Source organism: Bradyrhizobium nitroreducens (assembly GCF_002776695.1).
GTDB lineage: Bacteria > Pseudomonadota > Alphaproteobacteria > Rhizobiales > Xanthobacteraceae > Bradyrhizobium > Bradyrhizobium nitroreducens.
This window is the reverse complement of record NZ_LFJC01000003.1, coordinates 2,182,653-2,198,816: the sequence shown is the minus strand read 5'-3', so window position 1 is coordinate 2,198,816 and position 16,164 is coordinate 2,182,653. Positions and strand designations below refer to the sequence as shown.

Genomic DNA, 16,164 nt, shown 5'->3' with positions numbered 1-16,164 from the left:
TTCGCCTTGCCCATTACGATGCTGCCCCTCTCACAAGGGGGAAGGAAGAAACCAGCAGCTACTTCGCCTTCTTGGCTTTCGCTTTCTTCGCCTTGGCGGCCTTCTTCGGCGCCTTCTCGGCCTTCGTCTTCTCCGCCTTCACCGCGATGGGCGTGCTGGCGGCGATCCGCATCGAGCGGGCATAGCTGTCGGCGACGTTGTCGGCGGACATCTGCAGGCGCTTGGCGGCAGCAATGGCCTGCTCCAGGGTGGCCTTGGCCATCATCTTGAAGCGGTCGGCGGTCTCCTTGCTCTTGGCCTTGGCCGCCAGGCCGTTGAAGCGATCCCGCCGCTCCTTGGCACGGGTCATCAGGCCCGTATGCAACTGCTTGGCCAGCTGCCGGATCACGACATCCAGGTCGGCGTCCGCCATGTTCTCTTATCCTCTTCGAAAAACGCTATCGATGCGGGCGGGACTATGCAGATCGGGCCCTGCCTTGGCAATTCCCGGCTGTGAATCATCCGCAGCTTCCACCGGCCAAAACTGAAAAAGCCGCGCAGATCGCGCGGCTTTTTGCGTGTCGGTCGGGGGCGCCTCACTGCAGCGAGGCAACCGGGCCGTTTGCCGCCGTCGGCGTGGGGTCGAACCCGAACACGCCGACCAGATATTTGTAATAGTCCGGCATCTTCTCCTTGAGCGCCTCGCGCGACTTCGGATCGTGGAATTCGCTCTTTCCGGAGAGGAAGATGCTGGCGGTCACCGCGAAGAATTCCATGGGGTTCTTCAGCGCGTAGGATTCCTTGGGTAGCTGGTCCTTGGACTTGGCCAGGGCATAATAGGTGATCACGCCCTTGTTCGCATAGCCGTCCGGCAGCAGCCGCGCGTGATAGGCGTGGAGCAGCTCATGCAGCAGCACGGCCTCCTTCTCGTAGCGCATCATGTCCGGCCGCAGCATGATCACGCCGAGCCCGGAATCGACCGCGAGGTCGACGGCGTTCGGATTGGTCCAGCGCTGCTTGTTGGGATCCCACACCGTCAGCGTCCGTGGAACGGTGCGGCGGATATCGGGCGTGACCCGGCCGTAGCACGCGGTCGCGGCGCCTTCGTCCAGGCAGGCCAGCTCGCTGGCGACGATCGGCACGGTATGGAAGAAACGCAGCACGCGCGGCGACAGGCCCGCGCCTTCGACCAGGTCGATCTGCTGCTTCAGATTGTCGGTGAGCTTGTCGACGTCCTTGCGGTCGGAATTCTCCGACAGGTCGAACATGTAGCCGCGGTAGCTCTGGAAGCCCGGCGGCAGCGGCTGCGCCGCGTCGGCCTCGAGCGATCCGGCACGAGTTGGACCGGCAAAGAGCGCGCCGACGATGGTCGCGGTCAGCAGCAACGCAATGCGCATGATGAACCCCCTGATGTCACTTCGCCCGGCAGAATAAGGCCGCCGTTGCTTGCGAAAAGTGAGTGGGGCGAGACTAAGGCGCCGATGTTGAGGCGTGCTTAACCGTTGGTTGCAGAACGCGAAGGTGGATTAGTGCGGGGTTAACCAAGCATGGATCGGGAGCGCACTTCGGCGTAACATCGGCTCCGGGCCCAGAGCCCGAAAGTCCAGACAGCCGAAGGGAGGATGCCATGTATGCCGCCATCCGTCAGGCCAAGGCGAAAAGCGGGAGCGCGGAAGAGCTGGCGCGCCGCATCAAGGACGGCGCCGTTCCGATCATCAGCGACGTCGACGGCTTCCGCGCCTATTACGTCGTCTATGCCGGCGACGACACCGTCACCGCGATCTCCATCTTCGACAAGTTCGAGCAGGCCGAGGAAGCGAACAGGCGCGCGGTCGCCTGGATCGAGAAGGATCTCGGCCCGTTGCTGGCAGGACATGCGAGCGCGGCCGCGGGGCCGGTGATCGTGCACACGCTGGCGTGAGGCGTTCTCGTGCCCCGGACGCAGCGCAGCGCCCCTTCGGCGGTGCGCTGCAGAGCCGGGGCCCATGCGAGAGGGCAATTCGCAGCTGCTGGGTCCCGGCTCTGCGCAGCAGCGCAAGCGCTGCAGCGCGTCCGGGACACGAGAGCTGAATACCGTCACAACTCCCGCGCATTCGAGAACGCAAAACTTGACACCCGCCGCGTTGTCTCGTCCAAAATCAGCGTGCGCGTGATCGGCGGTTCGGCGCGCTGGGCGCAGTTTTCGCGCTCGCAGAGGCGGCAATTGACGCCGATCGGCGTGCCCTCGGTCTTCTCGAGGTCCATGCCGGCGGCATAGGTCAGACGCGCGGCGTGGCGGATCTCGCAGCCGAGGCCAATGGCGAAGCGCGGCTGCGGCAGCGGGTGTGGCGCGACGGGGCGGCGCACCATCTGCGCGATCGAGAAATAGCGAGTGCCGTCGGACAGCTCGATCACCTGCTTGAGCAGGCGATCGGGCGTGTCGAAGGTCGAGTGCACGTTCCACAACGGACAGGTGCCGCCGAACTTCGAGAACGGGAAGGTGCCGGAGGAAAAGCGCTTGGACACGTTGCCGGCATTGTCGACGCGGAGCAGGAAGAACGGAATGCCGCGCGCGTTCGGTCGCTGCAGGGTGGTGAGGCGGTGGCAGACCTGCTCGAAGCCGGAATTGAAGCGCTGTGCCAGCACGTGGATGTCATAGTTGAGCGCCTCGGCGGCGGCCAGGAATGCCGGATAGGGCATCATCACGGCAGCAGCAAAGTAATTGCCGAGCGTGATGCGGAACAGGCGGCGCGGGGCGTCGTCGAGCGGTCCGGCGCGGCCGATGATGGTCTCCAGGGCTTGTGCGCATTCCCCTAAGCCGAGCTGGAAGGCGAGCTGGAACGCGCGGCCGGGCGGATCGACCAGCTCCGAGATCAGGAGCTGGCGGCGGTGGCGGTCGAAACGCCTGAGCGTCTCGCGCATCACGTCGACGGGCATGATGCGGGTCTGGATCGAATGCTTTTCCCGCAAGCGCGCCGCGAGCGCGGCATACAGTCCCTCGGCCGGAACGTTCAGCTCGTCGCGAAGATTCTCCGCGGCCTGCTCCAGCTCCGGGAAATAATTGCGGTTGGCCTCGATCAGCTCGCGCACGCGCTCGACCGGATTGGCCTCATAGCGCGTGCCGACGTCGCGGTCGGCCATTTGCGCGGCCGCCAGCGTCTCGCCCTGGCGCGCCTCGGTATAGGCCGCGTAGAGACGCTGCAGCGCATGGGTGACGCCGGGGCAGAGCTCGGCGAGGTCGCGCAGCTCCTGCTTGGGCACGTCGATCTGGCGGAACAAGGGATCGGAGAAGATCTCGTTCAGCTCGGCGAAGAAGCGGTCCTCGTCGGCGCTGGCGAGATCGCGCAGATCGAGGTCGTAGGTCTCAGCCAGCCGCAGCAGGATCTGCGCCGTCACCGGTCGCTGGTTCCGCTCGATCAGGTTGACATAGCTCGGCGAGATCCCGAGCCCCTCGGCGATCTGGGTCTGTGACAGTCCCAATTGCTGTCGGATGCGCCGGAAACGCGGGCCGACGAACAGTTTCTTCCCGGATTCGGCGGCCATGTCTTTCGATCTCCATCGGCATCAAGGACAGCTTTGCTGACCTATATCTTTACAAAATTTACAAAATGACATCTATTACATGTTCTTATGTTACATGACATCACCAATAAAAGACAAGCCATCTGTACGAAGTTTCCCTTTTCGCGTTTACCTCCTGACACGCATCTCGCAATGCAGTGTCAAGAATGTCGATGGCAAGCCATCGCCATCGTCAGCGAAAGGATCAGGCACATGAACTACCAGCCCCGCGGCATCAGCACCCTCCAGGGCCCGTCCTCGTATCTGGACGAGGTCAAGGCGGCCCAGGCGCTCCTCGAGACCCAGCCCACCTGGAATGGCGTGTCGGCCGAGGCCGTCGCCCGCATGCGCCTGCAGAACCGTTTCAAGACCGGTCTCGACGTCGCCCGCTACACCGCGGCGCTGATGCGCGCCGACATGGCCGCCTATGACAAGGACCCCACGAAGTACACCCAGTCGCTGGGTTGCTGGCACGGCTTCATCGCCCAGCAGAAGCTGATCTCGGTCAAGAAGCATTTCGGCGGCAAGACCGACCGTACCTATCTGTACCTCTCGGGCTGGATGATCGCGGCGCTGCGCTCCGAGTTCGGCCCGCTGCCCGACCAGTCGATGCACGAGAAGACCTCGGTGCCGGCGCTGATCGAGGAGCTCTACACCTTCCTGCGTCAGGCCGACTCCCGTGAGCTCAACGACATCTTCCGCCTGCTCGACAAGGCCCGCAAGGAAGGCGACAAGACCCGCGAGAAGGAGCTGATCGCGCAGATCGACAACTTCCAGACCCATGTCGTCCCCGTCATCGCCGACATCGACGCCGGCTTCGGCAACGCGGAAGCGACCTATCTGCTCGCCAAGAAGATGATCGAAGCGGGTGCCTGCGCGCTGCAGATCGAGAACCAGGTCTCGGACGAGAAGCAGTGCGGTCACCAGGACGGCAAGGTCACCGTGCCGCACGAGGTCTTCCTGGCGAAGATCCGTGCCTGCCGCCATGCGTTCCTCGAGCTCGGCGTCGAAGACGGCATCATCGTCACCCGCACCGACTCGCTCGGCGCCGGCCTGACGCAGCAGATCGCCGTCAGCCACAAGCCGGGCGACATCGGCGACCAGTACAACAGCTTCCTCGACTGCGAGGAAATCACCGCTGAGAACGCCCGCAATGGCGACGTCATCATCAACCGCAATGGCAAGTTGATGCGTCCGAAGCGGCTGCCCTCCAACCTCTACCAGTTCCGCTCCGGCACCGGCGCAGACCGCTGCGTGCTCGACTGCATCACCTCGCTGCAGAACGGCGCCGACCTGCTCTGGATCGAGACCGAGAAGCCGCATATCGAGCAGATCGCCAGCATGGTCGACCGCATCCGCAAGGTCGTCCCCAACGCGAAGCTCGCCTACAACAACTCGCCGTCGTTCAACTGGACGCTCAACTTCCGTTGGCAGGTGTTCGATGCCTGGAAGGAAGCCGGCAAGGACGTCAGCAAGTACAACCGTGCCGAACTGATGAAGGCGGAGTACGACGACACGCCGCTGGGCAAGGAAGCCGACGACCGCATCCGCACCTTCCAGGCGGATTCGGCCAAGCGCGCCGGTATCTTCCACCACCTGATCACGTTGCCGACCTACCACACGGCGGCGCTCTCGACCGACAATCTCGCCCGAGAGTATTTCGGCGAGCAGGGCATGCTGGGCTACGTCAAGAACGTCCAGCGCGCCGAGATCCGTCAGGGCATCGCCTGCGTGAAGCACCAGAACATGGCCGGCTCCGACATCGGTGACGACCACAAGGAGTACTTCGCGGGCGAGGCTGCCCTGAAGGCGGGCGGTGCTCACAACACGATGAACCAGTTCGGCTAACGAATCTCGACTTCGACAGGAGACTGACAATGACCAAAGGCAGCAATTTCTGGGTGATCGGCGGCGAGTTCGGTTCGATGAACTTCCACAAGCTCGTGGAAGGCTCGGCCCAGGTCAAAGGCCCCTTCAAGACCCGCAAGGAGGCCGAGGACTGCTGGAAGGAAGTCTCGGAAGAGAGCCGCCACAAGGCCGGCGTCCGCTTCTCGATCGTGGAAGAGCCCGCGCGCGTGTCGGCCTAAGGGCCGGCAGCCGATCTGACTTAAGAAGACGTCCAAGGACGGATGGTCCCATCCAGGCTCTGCCTGGGTGGGATCGTCTGTTTTTGGCACAGGTGAAACGCCTGTGGGCGCCCCTAAGCCTCTGGAATTGTGGGTCTTTGCGGAGGGTGTGGTTGCTGATAGGTTAATGCGGATAAGTCGAGGACGAGGCCGCCTATGTCAGAGCCCGAGACCAGCGGGACCCATCCCGGCCAGCCGCGCCCGGTGCGGCTGCGCGATGCACTGCTGCGCGCGCGAATCGAGGCCGCCGACCGGACCGGCGTCGTCGTCGATCTCCGCGACGCCGAGGTGGCGCGGCTCGAGATCCTCAACGACGCGCTCGATCCCCTGTTCGCGCAGGTGCCCGACCGGATCGATTTGTTCGACCGCGGCATCAGTCAGGGCGATACGCCGAGACTCTGGATCGACGTCGTCGCTCACATCGTGATGGGGCGCGACAAGCGGATGTACCGTTTCGTTCAGGACACCCGGTTCGGCCGCATCGTGCTCGCCGAATCGCACGACACCGCTGCCATCGTCGAAGCCGTGACCGACTATGTCGCGCGCCGCATGGTCGAGCGCGAGCGCGCGATGGTGATCCCGCCCGAACCGCAAGCACCGGCCGCGGAGCAGCCGGCCCGTTCGCGCTTCTGGCCGTTCGTGTTCGGCTTCGTGCTGGGCGCGGCCGCGCTGTTTGGGTTCGCGGTGCTGGCGGCGTTGCGGAGCTGGTGATCGTTTGCTCTGTCATTCCGGGGCATGCGAAGCATGAACCCGGAATCCATCGAGCCGCCGCGCTTGCAGGTAGATGGATTCCGGGCTCGCGCTGCCGCGCGCCCCGGAATGACGGCGAACTAAATCAACCGCGCATGCTTGATCTGCCCGATCTGAAATCCCGCGCCGAGCCCGCGCACCGTCTGCTCGCAGCGCCAGCCGGCATTGTCCTTCTCGATCGTGAACAGATTATACGCCGCCGCCGGATAGTGCCCGTGCGCGAGCGCGGAAGCCGAGGGCACCCCGAGCACGGGAATGTTGCCGTTCGGACCTTCGACCCATATCGTCGAATGAATGTGGTCGTGCCCGTGCAGGACCAGCTCGACTCCATGACGCTTCAGCAGTGCCAGCAGGGCGGGCGCGTCCGTCATCCGTTTCTGCCGTGCGGACGACTTCAGCGGATGATGCACCAGCAGCACGCGGAAGACGTCCTCGGCGGCGAGGCTCTCGAGGAGCGCTTCGAGCGCTGCGAGCTGATCGCGCCCGAGCGTGCCCGTCGCCATCAGCGGCAGGGTCGGCACCGCCGTCGACAGGCTGATCAGCGCCAGCGGCCCGCGCCGACGCACCGAGGGAAAACCGATGCGGCCGTCGTCGCCTGTGAGATAGGGCGCAAAGGTCTCGCCGAAGCGATGAAAGGTGGCGCGGACATAGGCGTCGTGATTGCCCGGGATCGTGGTGACGCGGTCGGGCGGTCCGACATCGTCGAGCCAGGCGCGGGCAGGGGCGAACTCGGCTTCCAGCGCCAAATTGACGAGATCGCCCGTCACCGCGATGTGGTCGGGCGCCTGCGCCTTCATGTCGGCGACCAGCGCGTCGAGCACCTCGCGGCGCTGGTACTTGTGGCGGTTGCGCGTCCAGTTGACGTAGCCGAGCGCGCGCTTGCCCGCGAGCTCGATCAGCCGCGGCTTCGGCAAGGGCGCGAGATGCGGATCGGACAGATGGGCGAGCGTGAAGGGGGCCAGTGTGTTGGGAGTCATGGCGCGCGATTGCCTCGCTATTGCTCTGCTGTAATGGCAAGGTCGCAGGGAACGCGCAAGCAGGGCCTGAACCGGGGCATCGAGGAAGCCTGATGGGAGAACGTCTGAACCGGATCCGACGGAAATGCGAGCCGCTGCTGCGGCGATTCTTCCACGCCTATTTCCTCGTCGTCCGCGGCATGACCCTCGGCGTCCGCGCCGTGGTGCTGGACGCCGAAAATCGGGTATTCCTGGTCAGGCACAGCTATGTCAGCGGCTGGCACCTGCCCGGCGGCGGCGTCGATTTCGGCGAGACCATGGAGCAGGCGATGCGGCGCGAGCTCAAGGAGGAGGGCGATATCGACCTCACCGGCGCGGCCGAGCTGCACGGCATCTTCCTCAACAGCCACGTCTCCCGCCGCGACCATGTCGCCATCTACGTGGTCAGGCAGTTCAGGCAGGACCGCCTGCCCGCGCCCAACCGCGAGATCGTCGAATGCGGGTTCTTCGCGATCAATGCGCTGCCGGAGGGGACCACATCCGGTACGCGGCTGCGGATCGCGGAGGTGCTGGACGGCCAGCCGCCGATTGCGACGTGGCGCTGAGGGCGGCCTGTGCTAGTAAGCTGCCCGAAAGAGCGCCACCGGATGAAGATTGCCAAGCTCGCCTTCGGCCTGATCTGCCTTGCGATCCTCGCCAGCAACATCGTCACGATGTCGCGCTGGAGCGAGGCGCGCGGGGTCTATGACGACATCTGCTATCTCCGGCAGGCGCATCTGTTCCAGCGCCTCGGCGTCGGCGGGCTCAACACCAATGTCGCGCTGGATTACGATCATTATTTCGAAGGCAAGCTGAAGGAGATCGCGTTCGCCGAGTGGAGCGACCAGATGCGCTGGCCGTGCCACAATCCGATGCCGAATGGCAAGATCGTGATGCAATATCCGCCGGGCACCGGATTCCTCTTGGCGTTGTTTCCGGAAGGCCATCAGGTTGTGCCGCTCTATGTTGCTGCCAGCCTGATCGTCTGCGGCCTCGCGCTATCGGGCATCGCCATGGCGCGCACGCTGCCGTCGGTCGTCGTTGCCGGCCTGTTCGGCGCGCTCACGGTCTATCTCATGATCAACCCCGCGAAGGCGAGCTATTCGGTCGCGCCGACCATGGCCTTGTGCGCCGTCACGGGCTTCCTGACGGCGCTGTGGCTGAGCAGGGACAAGCGCAGCGTCCTGCTGATTGCGCTGATCGGCCTTCTGCTCGGCGCGTCCGTCAATTTCAGACTGCCGAACACGCTGCTCGCGGCCGGCTATTTCCTGTTCCTCGGCATTCCATTCCTGTGGACGCGTTCGCTCGCGACGTTCGTGCAGGGCCTCGGCTTCGGTGCCGGCGTGATCGTCGGCATGATGCCGACATTGATCGCCCAGGCCATCAATGCCGGCAGCCCGCTGGCCACCACCTATGGCAGCGTCGACGTGGTCGCGCCGGCCTTCGATCTTGTCGTGCTCGGCCATTATCTGCGCGACATGCAATTCGTGCTGATCGTGCTGGCGATCGGTTCTACGGCCTGGCTGCTGCGGGTGGGTGAGGGCAGCGTGCGGCAGGTGGCCCTGGTCGTCGCCGGCAATCTCGCCGTCAACCTCGTCTTCTTCCTCAGTCATCCGATCTTCACGTCCTATTACATCGTGCCGATCGCCATGCTCTCGCTGTGGAGCGTCTCGTTCGCCTGGCTGATGCAGCAGGCCGCGCCGCTCGGGCGCGAGCCGGCAAGCCTCGAGGCGTCGTCGCGATGACCTCAACGCAACTCCGGATCGCGGTGCTGGTGCCCTGCTACAATGAGGAAGCGGCGGTCGGGACCGTCGTTGCCGATTTCCGCAAGGCGCTGCCGTCGGCCACGATCTACGTCTATGACAACAATTCGCGCGACCGCACCGCAACGCTCGCGCGCGACGCGGGTGCGATCGTGCGCAGCGAGCGCCGGCAGGGCAAGGGCCACGTCGTGCGCCGCATGTTCGCCGACGTCGAGGCCGACGTCTATGTGCTGGTCGACGGCGACGCCACCTACGACGCACCGAGCGCGCCGCGCATGATCGACAGGCTGCTCGACGATCACCTCGACATGGTCGTCGGCCTTCGCGTCGATCAGGTCCAGGCCGCCTACCGGCTCGGCCACCGCACCGGCAACCGCATGCTGACCGGCTTTCTGGCGTCGACCTTCGGTCACGCCTTCAAGGACATACTGTCCGGCTACCGGGTGTTCTCGCGCCGCTTCGTCAAGTCCTTTCCGGTTCTCTCCGACGGCTTCGAGATCGAGACTGAGCTGGCCGTCTATGCGCTGGAACTCTCCCTGCCCGTTGCCGAGATCGAGACCCCCTATTACGCGCGCCCGGAAGGCTCGTTCTCCAAGCTCAACACCTGGCGCGACGGGTTTCGCATCCTCGGCACCATGCTCAAGCTCTACCGCTCGGAGCGGCCGCTGCGCTTCTTCACGGCGATCGGAATCCTGCTGGCGGTGGCCGCGGTGATCCTTGCGATCCCGGTTCTGATCACCTTCATCGAGACCGGCCTCGTGCCGCGCCTGCCTACCGCGGTGCTGGCGATGGGCCTGATGATCATGGCCCTGCTCTCGGTGTCGTCGGGGCTCGTTCTCGACACGGTGACGCGAGGACGGCGGGAGATGAAGATGCTGGCCTACCTGTCCCAACCGGCGTTGAAAAGGAGCTGAGCGGCTTTGCTGCCCAATGGACCGCGCTGCGTTCAGGTGCTATCCCGCGATTGACATGACTGATCTTTCACTCACCATTCTTCCCGAAGCCGCCGGCGATGCTCAGGCGATCGAGCGGCTGCATGAACGTACCTTCGGTCCCGGCCGCTTCGTGCTCAGCGCCTACCGAATCCGCGAGCATGTCGACCATCTGCTCGAATTGTCGTTCACCGCCCGCATTGGCACGCTGCTGGTCGGCTCCGTCAGGCAATTGCCGGTGCTGGTCGGCGAGACGCCGGCGCTACTGCTCGGGCCGCTCACGGTCGAGCCGCCGTTCCGCGGCCGCGGTGTCGGCCGTCTGCTGATGGAGCGCGCGCTGAAGGACGCGAAGGCGAAAGGCCACCGCCTCGTGCTGCTGGTCGGCGACGAGCCCTATTACAGCCGGGTCGGCTTCAAGCCGGTCCCGAAGGGCCGCGTCACCATGCCGGGTCCGGTGGACGCGGCGCGCATCCTGGTGTTCGAGCTCGTCGATGGCGCCTTCGAAGGTGTGTCGGGAGCGGTGGGCCCCGACTGGAGCAAGGCGCGAGTCGGGTAGGCCGACCCGCGGCAGTGCGTAGCCCGGATGGAGCGAAGCGCAATCCGGGAAACCTGTTGCTCCTGAGGCGCTGCGCCCGGATGTCGCTGCGCTCCATCCGGGCTACGGCGCTCGCAATGACCTAGAACTTGAAGTTCGCGAACGCGCGCACGCCGATGCCGGGCATCAACACCTCGTCCTTGGTGTAGGACACGGAGTTGCGGATGTTCTCGTTGAGGAGATTGTTGCCGACGATGCCGGCCATCATCTCGCGCGCGCCGAACCAGTTGCGGTCGAGCTTGGTCTTGTAGCTCACCTCGGCCTTCAGCAGATTATAGCCCGCCGTCGGCGTCTCCGCGATCACGGCGACGTTGTTCTGCGCGAAGGCGTGCAGCAGGTTGACGCGCATCAGCCAGTTGTCGTCGCGCCAGAACACGCCGCCGCCCATCCGCATCGGCGGAATCCGCGGCACGTTGGTGCCGTCGCTGAAGGTGGCGCGGACCATGTCGAACTGGTTCTCGATGCCCCAGATGCCGCCCTGGAAGGCGGCGACGTCGAGCTGCGACTGGAATTCGCCGCCGCGGAAATTGGCATTGCGCTGCGAATACACTGCCTGGTTCAGCTCGGCACCCGGATTGCCGCAGGATGCGAAGTCGTCGTCGCAGGACACGCCGGTGAGGCGGCGGTAGATGAAATTGTCGAAATGCGTGTAGTAGACGGTCGCCTCGAAGCGGAACGGCCCCGTCGCCCTGCGCACGCCGAGCTCGACCGATTTGGCGGTCTCGATGGTGAGGTTTGGATTGCCGATGTCGAAGGTCGCCGTCGCATCGTGGCCGCCGCGGGAAAACAGCTCGGCCGCCTTCGGCGCGCGCTCGACATATTGCGCGGTGATGCTGCCGACCATGCCGCCCGGCAGGTCCTGCAACAGGCCGATGCTGCCGCTCTTCGGCGTGAACGATGGATTGCGCGCGATGCCCGCCTGCGGCGTGCCGTCGGGCAAATAATCGGTCGGGAAGTTTGGCGTCGTGCCGTGCAGCTCGACATGCTCGATGCGGCCGGCGATCTGCGCCCGCGTCGCCTCGGTAAACTTGAACTCGTTGAAGGCGTAGCCGGCAACGCGGTTGCTGTTGTTCGGGTCCCACAACCCGTTGAACAGCGTGCCGGGATTGTCCGGGCTCGGCGCGCTCAATTCCTGATGTCCGACCTGGAAGCCCAGCGCCGTCGTCACTTCGGCGAAGCGCGCGTTGAACGGCATCAGCTGCACCTCGGTGCGGATTTCCTGCTCCTTGTTGGTGAAGGTCTGGCGGATACCGTCGCTGTTGAGGTTGGCGGGATCGGCAAGGCCGATCTCGTTGTGCCGGTAGTCGGTCGCGCCGGCCCAGAAGCGGATCGTGTCGATCGCGAGCGCGTCGGGGCGGTACTCGCCCTTGACGTTGATCTTGGTCTGGTGGCCGTCGATCCGCGTGTTGTGGTCGGCGCCGTCGATGCCGGGGATGTGGTAGAGCGAGTCGTTCTGCGTGATCGACGCGCCGATATACCCGCCCTGGAAGAAATAGGAGCCGCCGATCGAGGCGCCGTCCGAGCGCGTCGCCGAGTTGGGCTGGCGCCCGTTTACGGAGCGCGACTGGTCGTTCAGATAGGGATAGCCGGGGATGGAGTAGTCGGAGGTCGTGCGGCCGTAGGCGTCGGCGTGGAAGGCAAAATTGCCGCCGCCGGTGTCGAGCAGCACGCCGCTTTCGACGCCGCGATCGACCGACGAGAACGCGGTGCGCGTCTCGGCGGTGACGCAAGGCGATGTCGCTGCGCCTGCGAGCGGCGCCTTGGTCGGCAGGCCGTAAGCCTGGAACGACGGTGCGCAGGACGGCAGCGCGTCCGGAATCCGGTTGTTGGTGGCGCTGACGACACCGCCGATCGAGGTCGAGCCGTAGCGCAGCGCCGCCGGCCCGCGCACCACCTCGACCTGGTTGGTCGCGAGCGGATCGATCGGGACGAAATGATCCTCGCCAAGGTCGGATGCGCCGCCGGAATTGGTGCCGTTCTCGACGATGCCGACGCGATTGACGTCGAGACCCCGGATGATCGGTCGGCTGGAGGCGCCGGGTGCGAAGCTCGATCCGGTGATGCCGGGCTTGGAGAACAGGAGATCGCCGAGCTGGCCGCCGCCCTCGCGGCGGATCTCCTCGTTCGGCACCACGGTGACCGTCGCGAACTGGTTGGTCACCACGGGCAGCACGCCCTGCTGGGGTGCGGCGGGCGCGGAGCTTGCCGGCGTTGTGTCCGCGGTCTGCTCGCGGTTGCGCGTCCGTGCGGTCCGCGTGCCGCGGCCTGCGTTACGGGACGGCACCACCGCTCTGCGCACGATCGGGCTCGGCGCCGTCACGGTGACGGCCGGGATCTCGGTCGACGATTTGTCTTGCGCAGGTGCTTGCGCGAACGCGGGGGAAGCGGCGGCGCCGAGCAGGAGCAGGCTTGCTCCGCCAAGACGCTGCGCGCGTCGCAATTGAAATGACATGGTCCTGATTCCAGTCAGGCGCCGTCCGGAAGATGCTTGCTGATCGGAGGCGGCCTGCCGTCGCGGTACGACGGAATTCGACTTCAACGGATCCCAGGCCATCGCCTGAAAGCGGCGAGGCTGGGTGTGATCAAGCGTTGGAGGTCAGGACGCGGGAGGCGCGCGCGGCTGGAACGCCGTGCCGGCCGATTTCAGATGGATGAATTCGGCATCGGTGGTGCGGTAGAGCAGGTCGATCGCCTGCGGCAGCTGCAGCAGAGGCGGCGTCGCGAACAGGATCGTGCCCGCCATCGCGACCAATGCGCAGATCGCGCAATTGTCCTCGCCCGGCTGCTCGCGGTCGGGGCTCGCGGGCGATTGCTTCTGGACCGCGGCGCGCTCGACCGCAGCAACGCTCCTGACGCCGTTCTTGGCGCCGTCGGTCTGCTGCAGCGTGGCTTGGGCCAGCGGAGCAGCCTGCGCGAACCAATGGCTGTGGCCGAACGTCAGCGCGAACTGCACCAGCATCGCGAAGATCGCGAGCCGGGCGCCGTGCCTGATATTCGACCGGAACCACTTCATCTGGAAACGCCACCCCACATCGCGAGGCACCGATCCCCTCGGCATTCTGCGATGTTATAATGTAACATCGCAGGAACGGCCGGCTTATGTCAACGGCGGTCAGGCGATCTCGCGCGGGTGGCCGCGCGATGTGTCGTCCGGGCAACTCAAGCTTAATGAGCTGAAGTCGAACCGCCGAGTGCGGGCTACATCGGTGCTCTCTCCGTTCCCTCCCCCCTTGTGGGGGAGGGGCAGGGAGGGGGGCCCACACGGGGACTCTTTCCGTCGCGCACCTGCACGCGATGTATCGCTAACAATCGGCAGCTTTTCCTGGGCCACCCCTCTCCCTAGCCCTCCCCCACAAGGGGGGAGGGAACGCACCGCCGTCGCAGCGCTAGGCGAGTCTCATCTCGTTGTGCCCCAAGACTTCACCGTCCTTCGCGCACCCAGGTCGCCGCAAACGCCCCGAGCAGCAGCAGAAGGCCGATCAGGCCGGCAAAGATCGGCAGCACGCCGACGCCCTTGACGACGCTGGCATCGCGCATCCGCACGCCCATCCAGCCGTCGCCGGCGAAGACGCTGGCCGAACGCACCGGTAGGATGCGCGGCAGCTCGACGCTGGCACTGTTCGCCACGCGCACGGCGCTGCCGCCGGTTGCCTGCGTCAGCGGCTTCAAGGTCTCGACCGTGGAGGTGACTTCCGAAAACTCCTTCGGATTGGTCGGGCCGACATTGATCAGCGCCTTCAGCGTGCCGTCGGTGGCTTGCCACAGCCCGAGCTCGCTCGCCGGCAGGTTGGCGCGCCATTCGCCGGGCTCGCCGGGGCTCAGCGTCAAATCGCGCGACACGCCGGACGGCGAGGTCACGCTCACCGGCTGGACGCTGTCCGCCATGGTCTGGCGCACCACGACGAGATCCTTGCCTTGCACCTGGAGACGCAGCGCCTCCTCGTCGAGGTCGGGCTGCTTCATCAGCCAGTGCGACATCCGTCGCAGTAGGTCGAGATGCGGCCCGCCGCCCTCATAGCCGCGCGCCCACAGCCAGATGTGATCGGAGAGCAGAAGCGCGACGCGGCCCTCGCCGAAGCGCGACAGGAACAGCAGCGGCTTGCCGTCCGCCCCCGTCATCACCGGCGGGTTGACGGAATTGCGGGTGTCGACGGTGCGGAAGAACCGGCTCCAGCGCGGCGGCTCGGAGGCCGAGCCCTCCAGGGCGCGCGTGACGGGATGGCGTTTGCCGATGTCCGACAGATGCGCATAGAACGGCTTCTCGGTCACGCCGACCGGCTCGGCCGGCAGCACCGAATCCAGCGGCGTGCGCCAGATGCTGGTGTTGGAGGCGTAGTCGGGGCCGGCCGAGACCAGCACGGCACCGCCCGAGCGCACATAGCGCGCGATATTGTCGAAATAGGCGATCGGCAGCACGCCCTGGCGGGCATAGCGGTCGAAGATGATCAGCTGGAATTCGTTGATCTTCTGCTGGAACAGCTCGCGGGTCGGAAACGCGATCAGCGACAATTCGTTGATCGGCGTGCCGTCCTGCTTCTCCGGCGGACGCAGAATGGTGAAGTGCACGAGGTCGACGCTGGCGTCGGACTTGAGCAGATTGCGCCAGGTGCGCTCGCCGGAATGCGGCTCGCCCGAGACCAGCAGCACGCGCAGCTTGTCGCGCACGCCGTCGATGGCGACGACGGCGCGGTTGTTCACCGGCGTCAGCTCTCTCTCCAGCGGCGAGGCCTCGATCTCGACGATGTTCGGGCCGGCGTGCTTGATGTCGACGTCGACGCTCGCGCTCTGGCCGCTCGAGAGCGTGCGCTCGTTGATGACCTCGCCGTCCCTGCGGATCGTGACCTTGGCGCGCTCGCCCGTCACGCCCTGGTCGTCGAGGCGGTAGGAGATGGTCTGGGTCTGGCCGACGATGCCGAAGCGCGGCGCGGCCGTGATCGCGATGCGCCGATCGCGCTCGTCCTTCTGGCCGGTGATCAGCGCATGCACCGGCGCCTGGAAGCCGAGCGCGGCGGCGTTCGCCGGAATGTCGTGGACGCGGCCGTCGGTGATCAGGAAGGCGCCGGCGACGCGGTCGACCGGCACGTCCGATAACGCCGAGGCGAGCGCGCCGAACAGTTTTGTGCCGTCGGTCTCGCCGTCGGCCTGCCCGGCATCGACGACACGCACCTCGAGCCCCTTGATCTTCTTCAGATTGTCGACCAGCGCTTCCTGCGCCTGCGCGGCCTCGCGGTTGCGGCTGCCGAAGTTCTGGCTCGGGCTCTTGTCGACGACGATTGCTGCGACCGAGGTGAGGGGCTCGCGGTCCTCGCGGGTGAAGGAGGGGTTGGCGAGCGCGAGCAGGAATAGCGCCAGCGCGGCCACGCGCACGGCGGCGCCGCGCGCACGTGCCACCAGCAGCACGATCGCAATGACGACGATCGCGGCGAGCGCGATCCACAGCACGATCGTGGGGACAAGCGGCGTGAATGCGATGCCGTAGTTCAT

General features: G+C 65.7%; 15 protein-coding genes. 8 read left to right on the top strand and 7 right to left on the bottom strand.

Annotated elements, in window-relative coordinates:
• Positions 1-58 precede the first annotated feature (58 nt).
• Positions 59-412, bottom strand: coding sequence for a valine--tRNA ligase (locus TSA1_RS10825; protein ID WP_100176339.1), 354 nt, complete (start codon positions 410-412; stop codon positions 59-61).
• A gap of 163 nt (positions 413-575) precedes the next feature.
• Complete coding sequence (locus tag TSA1_RS10820) at positions 576-1,376, bottom strand: hypothetical protein (RefSeq protein WP_100176338.1); 801 nt, start codon at positions 1,374-1,376, stop codon at positions 576-578.
• A 230-nt stretch (positions 1,377-1,606) separates the two neighbouring features.
• Between TSA1_RS10820 and TSA1_RS39625 the strand changes: the two genes are divergently transcribed.
• A complete protein-coding gene (locus TSA1_RS39625; protein WP_142251619.1) occupies positions 1,607-1,900 on the top strand; it encodes an antibiotic biosynthesis monooxygenase in 294 nt (97 codons plus the stop codon).
• Between the two features lie 155 nt (positions 1,901-2,055).
• Here TSA1_RS39625 and TSA1_RS10810 read toward each other — a convergent pair whose 3' ends face one another.
• Positions 2,056-3,501, bottom strand: coding sequence for a helix-turn-helix domain-containing protein (locus tag TSA1_RS10810; RefSeq protein ID WP_100176337.1), 1,446 nt, complete (start codon positions 3,499-3,501; stop codon positions 2,056-2,058).
• A gap of 231 nt (positions 3,502-3,732) precedes the next feature.
• Here TSA1_RS10810 and TSA1_RS10805 point away from each other — a divergent pair, with 231 nt between their 5' ends.
• The 3 genes from TSA1_RS10805 (at position 3,733) to TSA1_RS10795 (ending at position 6,356) form a co-directional block, all read left to right on the top strand.
• Positions 3,733-5,367, top strand: a complete 1,635-nt coding sequence (locus TSA1_RS10805; protein ID WP_100176336.1) for an isocitrate lyase — start codon at positions 3,733-3,735, stop codon at positions 5,365-5,367.
• Positions 5,368-5,396: 29 nt separating this feature from the next.
• A complete protein-coding gene (locus TSA1_RS10800) occupies positions 5,397-5,606 on the top strand; it encodes a DUF4170 domain-containing protein (protein WP_100176335.1) in 210 nt (69 codons plus the stop codon).
• A gap of 195 nt (positions 5,607-5,801) precedes the next feature.
• Positions 5,802-6,356, top strand: a complete 555-nt coding sequence (locus TSA1_RS10795) for a hypothetical protein (RefSeq protein WP_100176334.1) — start codon at positions 5,802-5,804, stop codon at positions 6,354-6,356.
• A gap of 119 nt (positions 6,357-6,475) precedes the next feature.
• Here the strand turns inward: TSA1_RS10795 and TSA1_RS10790 are convergent, their stop codons facing one another.
• Positions 6,476-7,357, bottom strand: coding sequence for a metallophosphoesterase family protein (locus TSA1_RS10790; protein ID WP_100181075.1), 882 nt, complete (start codon positions 7,355-7,357; stop codon positions 6,476-6,478).
• Between the two features lie 107 nt (positions 7,358-7,464).
• Here TSA1_RS10790 and TSA1_RS10785 point away from each other — a divergent pair, with 107 nt between their 5' ends.
• Genes TSA1_RS10785 through TSA1_RS10770 form a run of 4 tightly spaced genes read left to right on the top strand, consistent with a single transcriptional unit; the run spans position 7,465 to position 10,641 of the window.
• A complete protein-coding gene (locus TSA1_RS10785) occupies positions 7,465-7,956 on the top strand; it encodes an NUDIX domain-containing protein (protein ID WP_100176333.1) in 492 nt (163 codons plus the stop codon).
• Between the two features lie 42 nt (positions 7,957-7,998).
• On the top strand, positions 7,999-9,135 hold the full coding sequence (locus TSA1_RS10780) for a hypothetical protein (protein WP_100176332.1): 1,137 nt from the start codon (positions 7,999-8,001) through the stop codon (positions 9,133-9,135).
• The gene (locus tag TSA1_RS10775; protein ID WP_100176331.1) at positions 9,132-10,067 is read left to right on the top strand and encodes a glycosyltransferase family 2 protein; all 936 of its coding nucleotides are present in this window, start codon (positions 9,132-9,134) and stop codon (positions 10,065-10,067) included. The genes TSA1_RS10780 and TSA1_RS10775 overlap by 4 nt, the downstream gene beginning before the upstream one ends.
• Before the next feature lie 55 nt (positions 10,068-10,122).
• Complete coding sequence (locus TSA1_RS10770; protein ID WP_100176330.1) at positions 10,123-10,641, top strand: GNAT family N-acetyltransferase; 519 nt, start codon at positions 10,123-10,125, stop codon at positions 10,639-10,641.
• A 121-nt stretch (positions 10,642-10,762) separates the two neighbouring features.
• Here the strand turns inward: TSA1_RS10770 and TSA1_RS10765 are convergent, their stop codons facing one another.
• The 3 genes from TSA1_RS10765 to TSA1_RS10755 all read right to left on the bottom strand — a co-directional run bounded on the left by TSA1_RS10765 (position 10,763) and on the right by TSA1_RS10755 (position 16,164).
• Positions 10,763-13,132 carry a TonB-dependent receptor gene (locus tag TSA1_RS10765; RefSeq protein ID WP_100176329.1) on the bottom strand — a complete coding sequence of 790 codons (2,370 nt, stop codon included), beginning with the start codon at positions 13,130-13,132 and terminating at the stop codon, positions 10,763-10,765.
• Positions 13,133-13,276: 144 nt separating this feature from the next.
• Positions 13,277-13,693 carry a DUF2946 family protein gene (locus TSA1_RS10760; protein WP_100176328.1) on the bottom strand — a complete coding sequence of 139 codons (417 nt, stop codon included), beginning with the start codon at positions 13,691-13,693 and terminating at the stop codon, positions 13,277-13,279.
• Positions 13,694-14,100: 407 nt separating this feature from the next.
• Positions 14,101-16,164, bottom strand: coding sequence for a hypothetical protein (locus TSA1_RS10755; RefSeq protein ID WP_100176327.1), 2,064 nt, complete (start codon positions 16,162-16,164; stop codon positions 14,101-14,103).

Excerpts from the sequence above, each read along its gene's own strand:
- TSA1_RS10825 (WP_100176339.1), bottom strand. The coding sequence starts at position 412 with ATGGCGGACGCCGACCTGGATGTCGTGATCCGGCAGCTGGCCAAGCAG.
- TSA1_RS10820 (WP_100176338.1), bottom strand. The coding sequence starts at position 1,376 with ATGCGCATTGCGTTGCTGCTGACCGCGACCATCGTCGGCGCGCTCTTT.
- TSA1_RS39625 (WP_142251619.1), top strand. The coding sequence starts at position 1,607 with ATGTATGCCGCCATCCGTCAGGCCAAGGCGAAAAGCGGGAGCGCGGAA.
- TSA1_RS10810 (WP_100176337.1), bottom strand. The coding sequence starts at position 3,501 with ATGGCCGCCGAATCCGGGAAGAAACTGTTCGTCGGCCCGCGTTTCCGG.
- TSA1_RS10805 (WP_100176336.1), top strand. The coding sequence starts at position 3,733 with ATGAACTACCAGCCCCGCGGCATCAGCACCCTCCAGGGCCCGTCCTCG.
- TSA1_RS10800 (WP_100176335.1), top strand. The coding sequence starts at position 5,397 with ATGACCAAAGGCAGCAATTTCTGGGTGATCGGCGGCGAGTTCGGTTCG.
- TSA1_RS10795 (WP_100176334.1), top strand. The coding sequence starts at position 5,802 with ATGTCAGAGCCCGAGACCAGCGGGACCCATCCCGGCCAGCCGCGCCCG.
- TSA1_RS10785 (WP_100176333.1), top strand. The coding sequence starts at position 7,465 with ATGGGAGAACGTCTGAACCGGATCCGACGGAAATGCGAGCCGCTGCTG.
- TSA1_RS10780 (WP_100176332.1), top strand. The coding sequence starts at position 7,999 with ATGAAGATTGCCAAGCTCGCCTTCGGCCTGATCTGCCTTGCGATCCTC.
- TSA1_RS10775 (WP_100176331.1), top strand. The coding sequence starts at position 9,132 with ATGACCTCAACGCAACTCCGGATCGCGGTGCTGGTGCCCTGCTACAAT.
- TSA1_RS10770 (WP_100176330.1), top strand. The coding sequence starts at position 10,123 with ATGACTGATCTTTCACTCACCATTCTTCCCGAAGCCGCCGGCGATGCT.
- TSA1_RS10765 (WP_100176329.1), bottom strand. The coding sequence starts at position 13,132 with ATGTCATTTCAATTGCGACGCGCGCAGCGTCTTGGCGGAGCAAGCCTG.
- TSA1_RS10760 (WP_100176328.1), bottom strand. The coding sequence starts at position 13,693 with ATGAAGTGGTTCCGGTCGAATATCAGGCACGGCGCCCGGCTCGCGATC.
- TSA1_RS10755 (WP_100176327.1), bottom strand. The coding sequence starts at position 16,164 with ATGAACTACGGCATCGCATTCACGCCGCTTGTCCCCACGATCGTGCTG.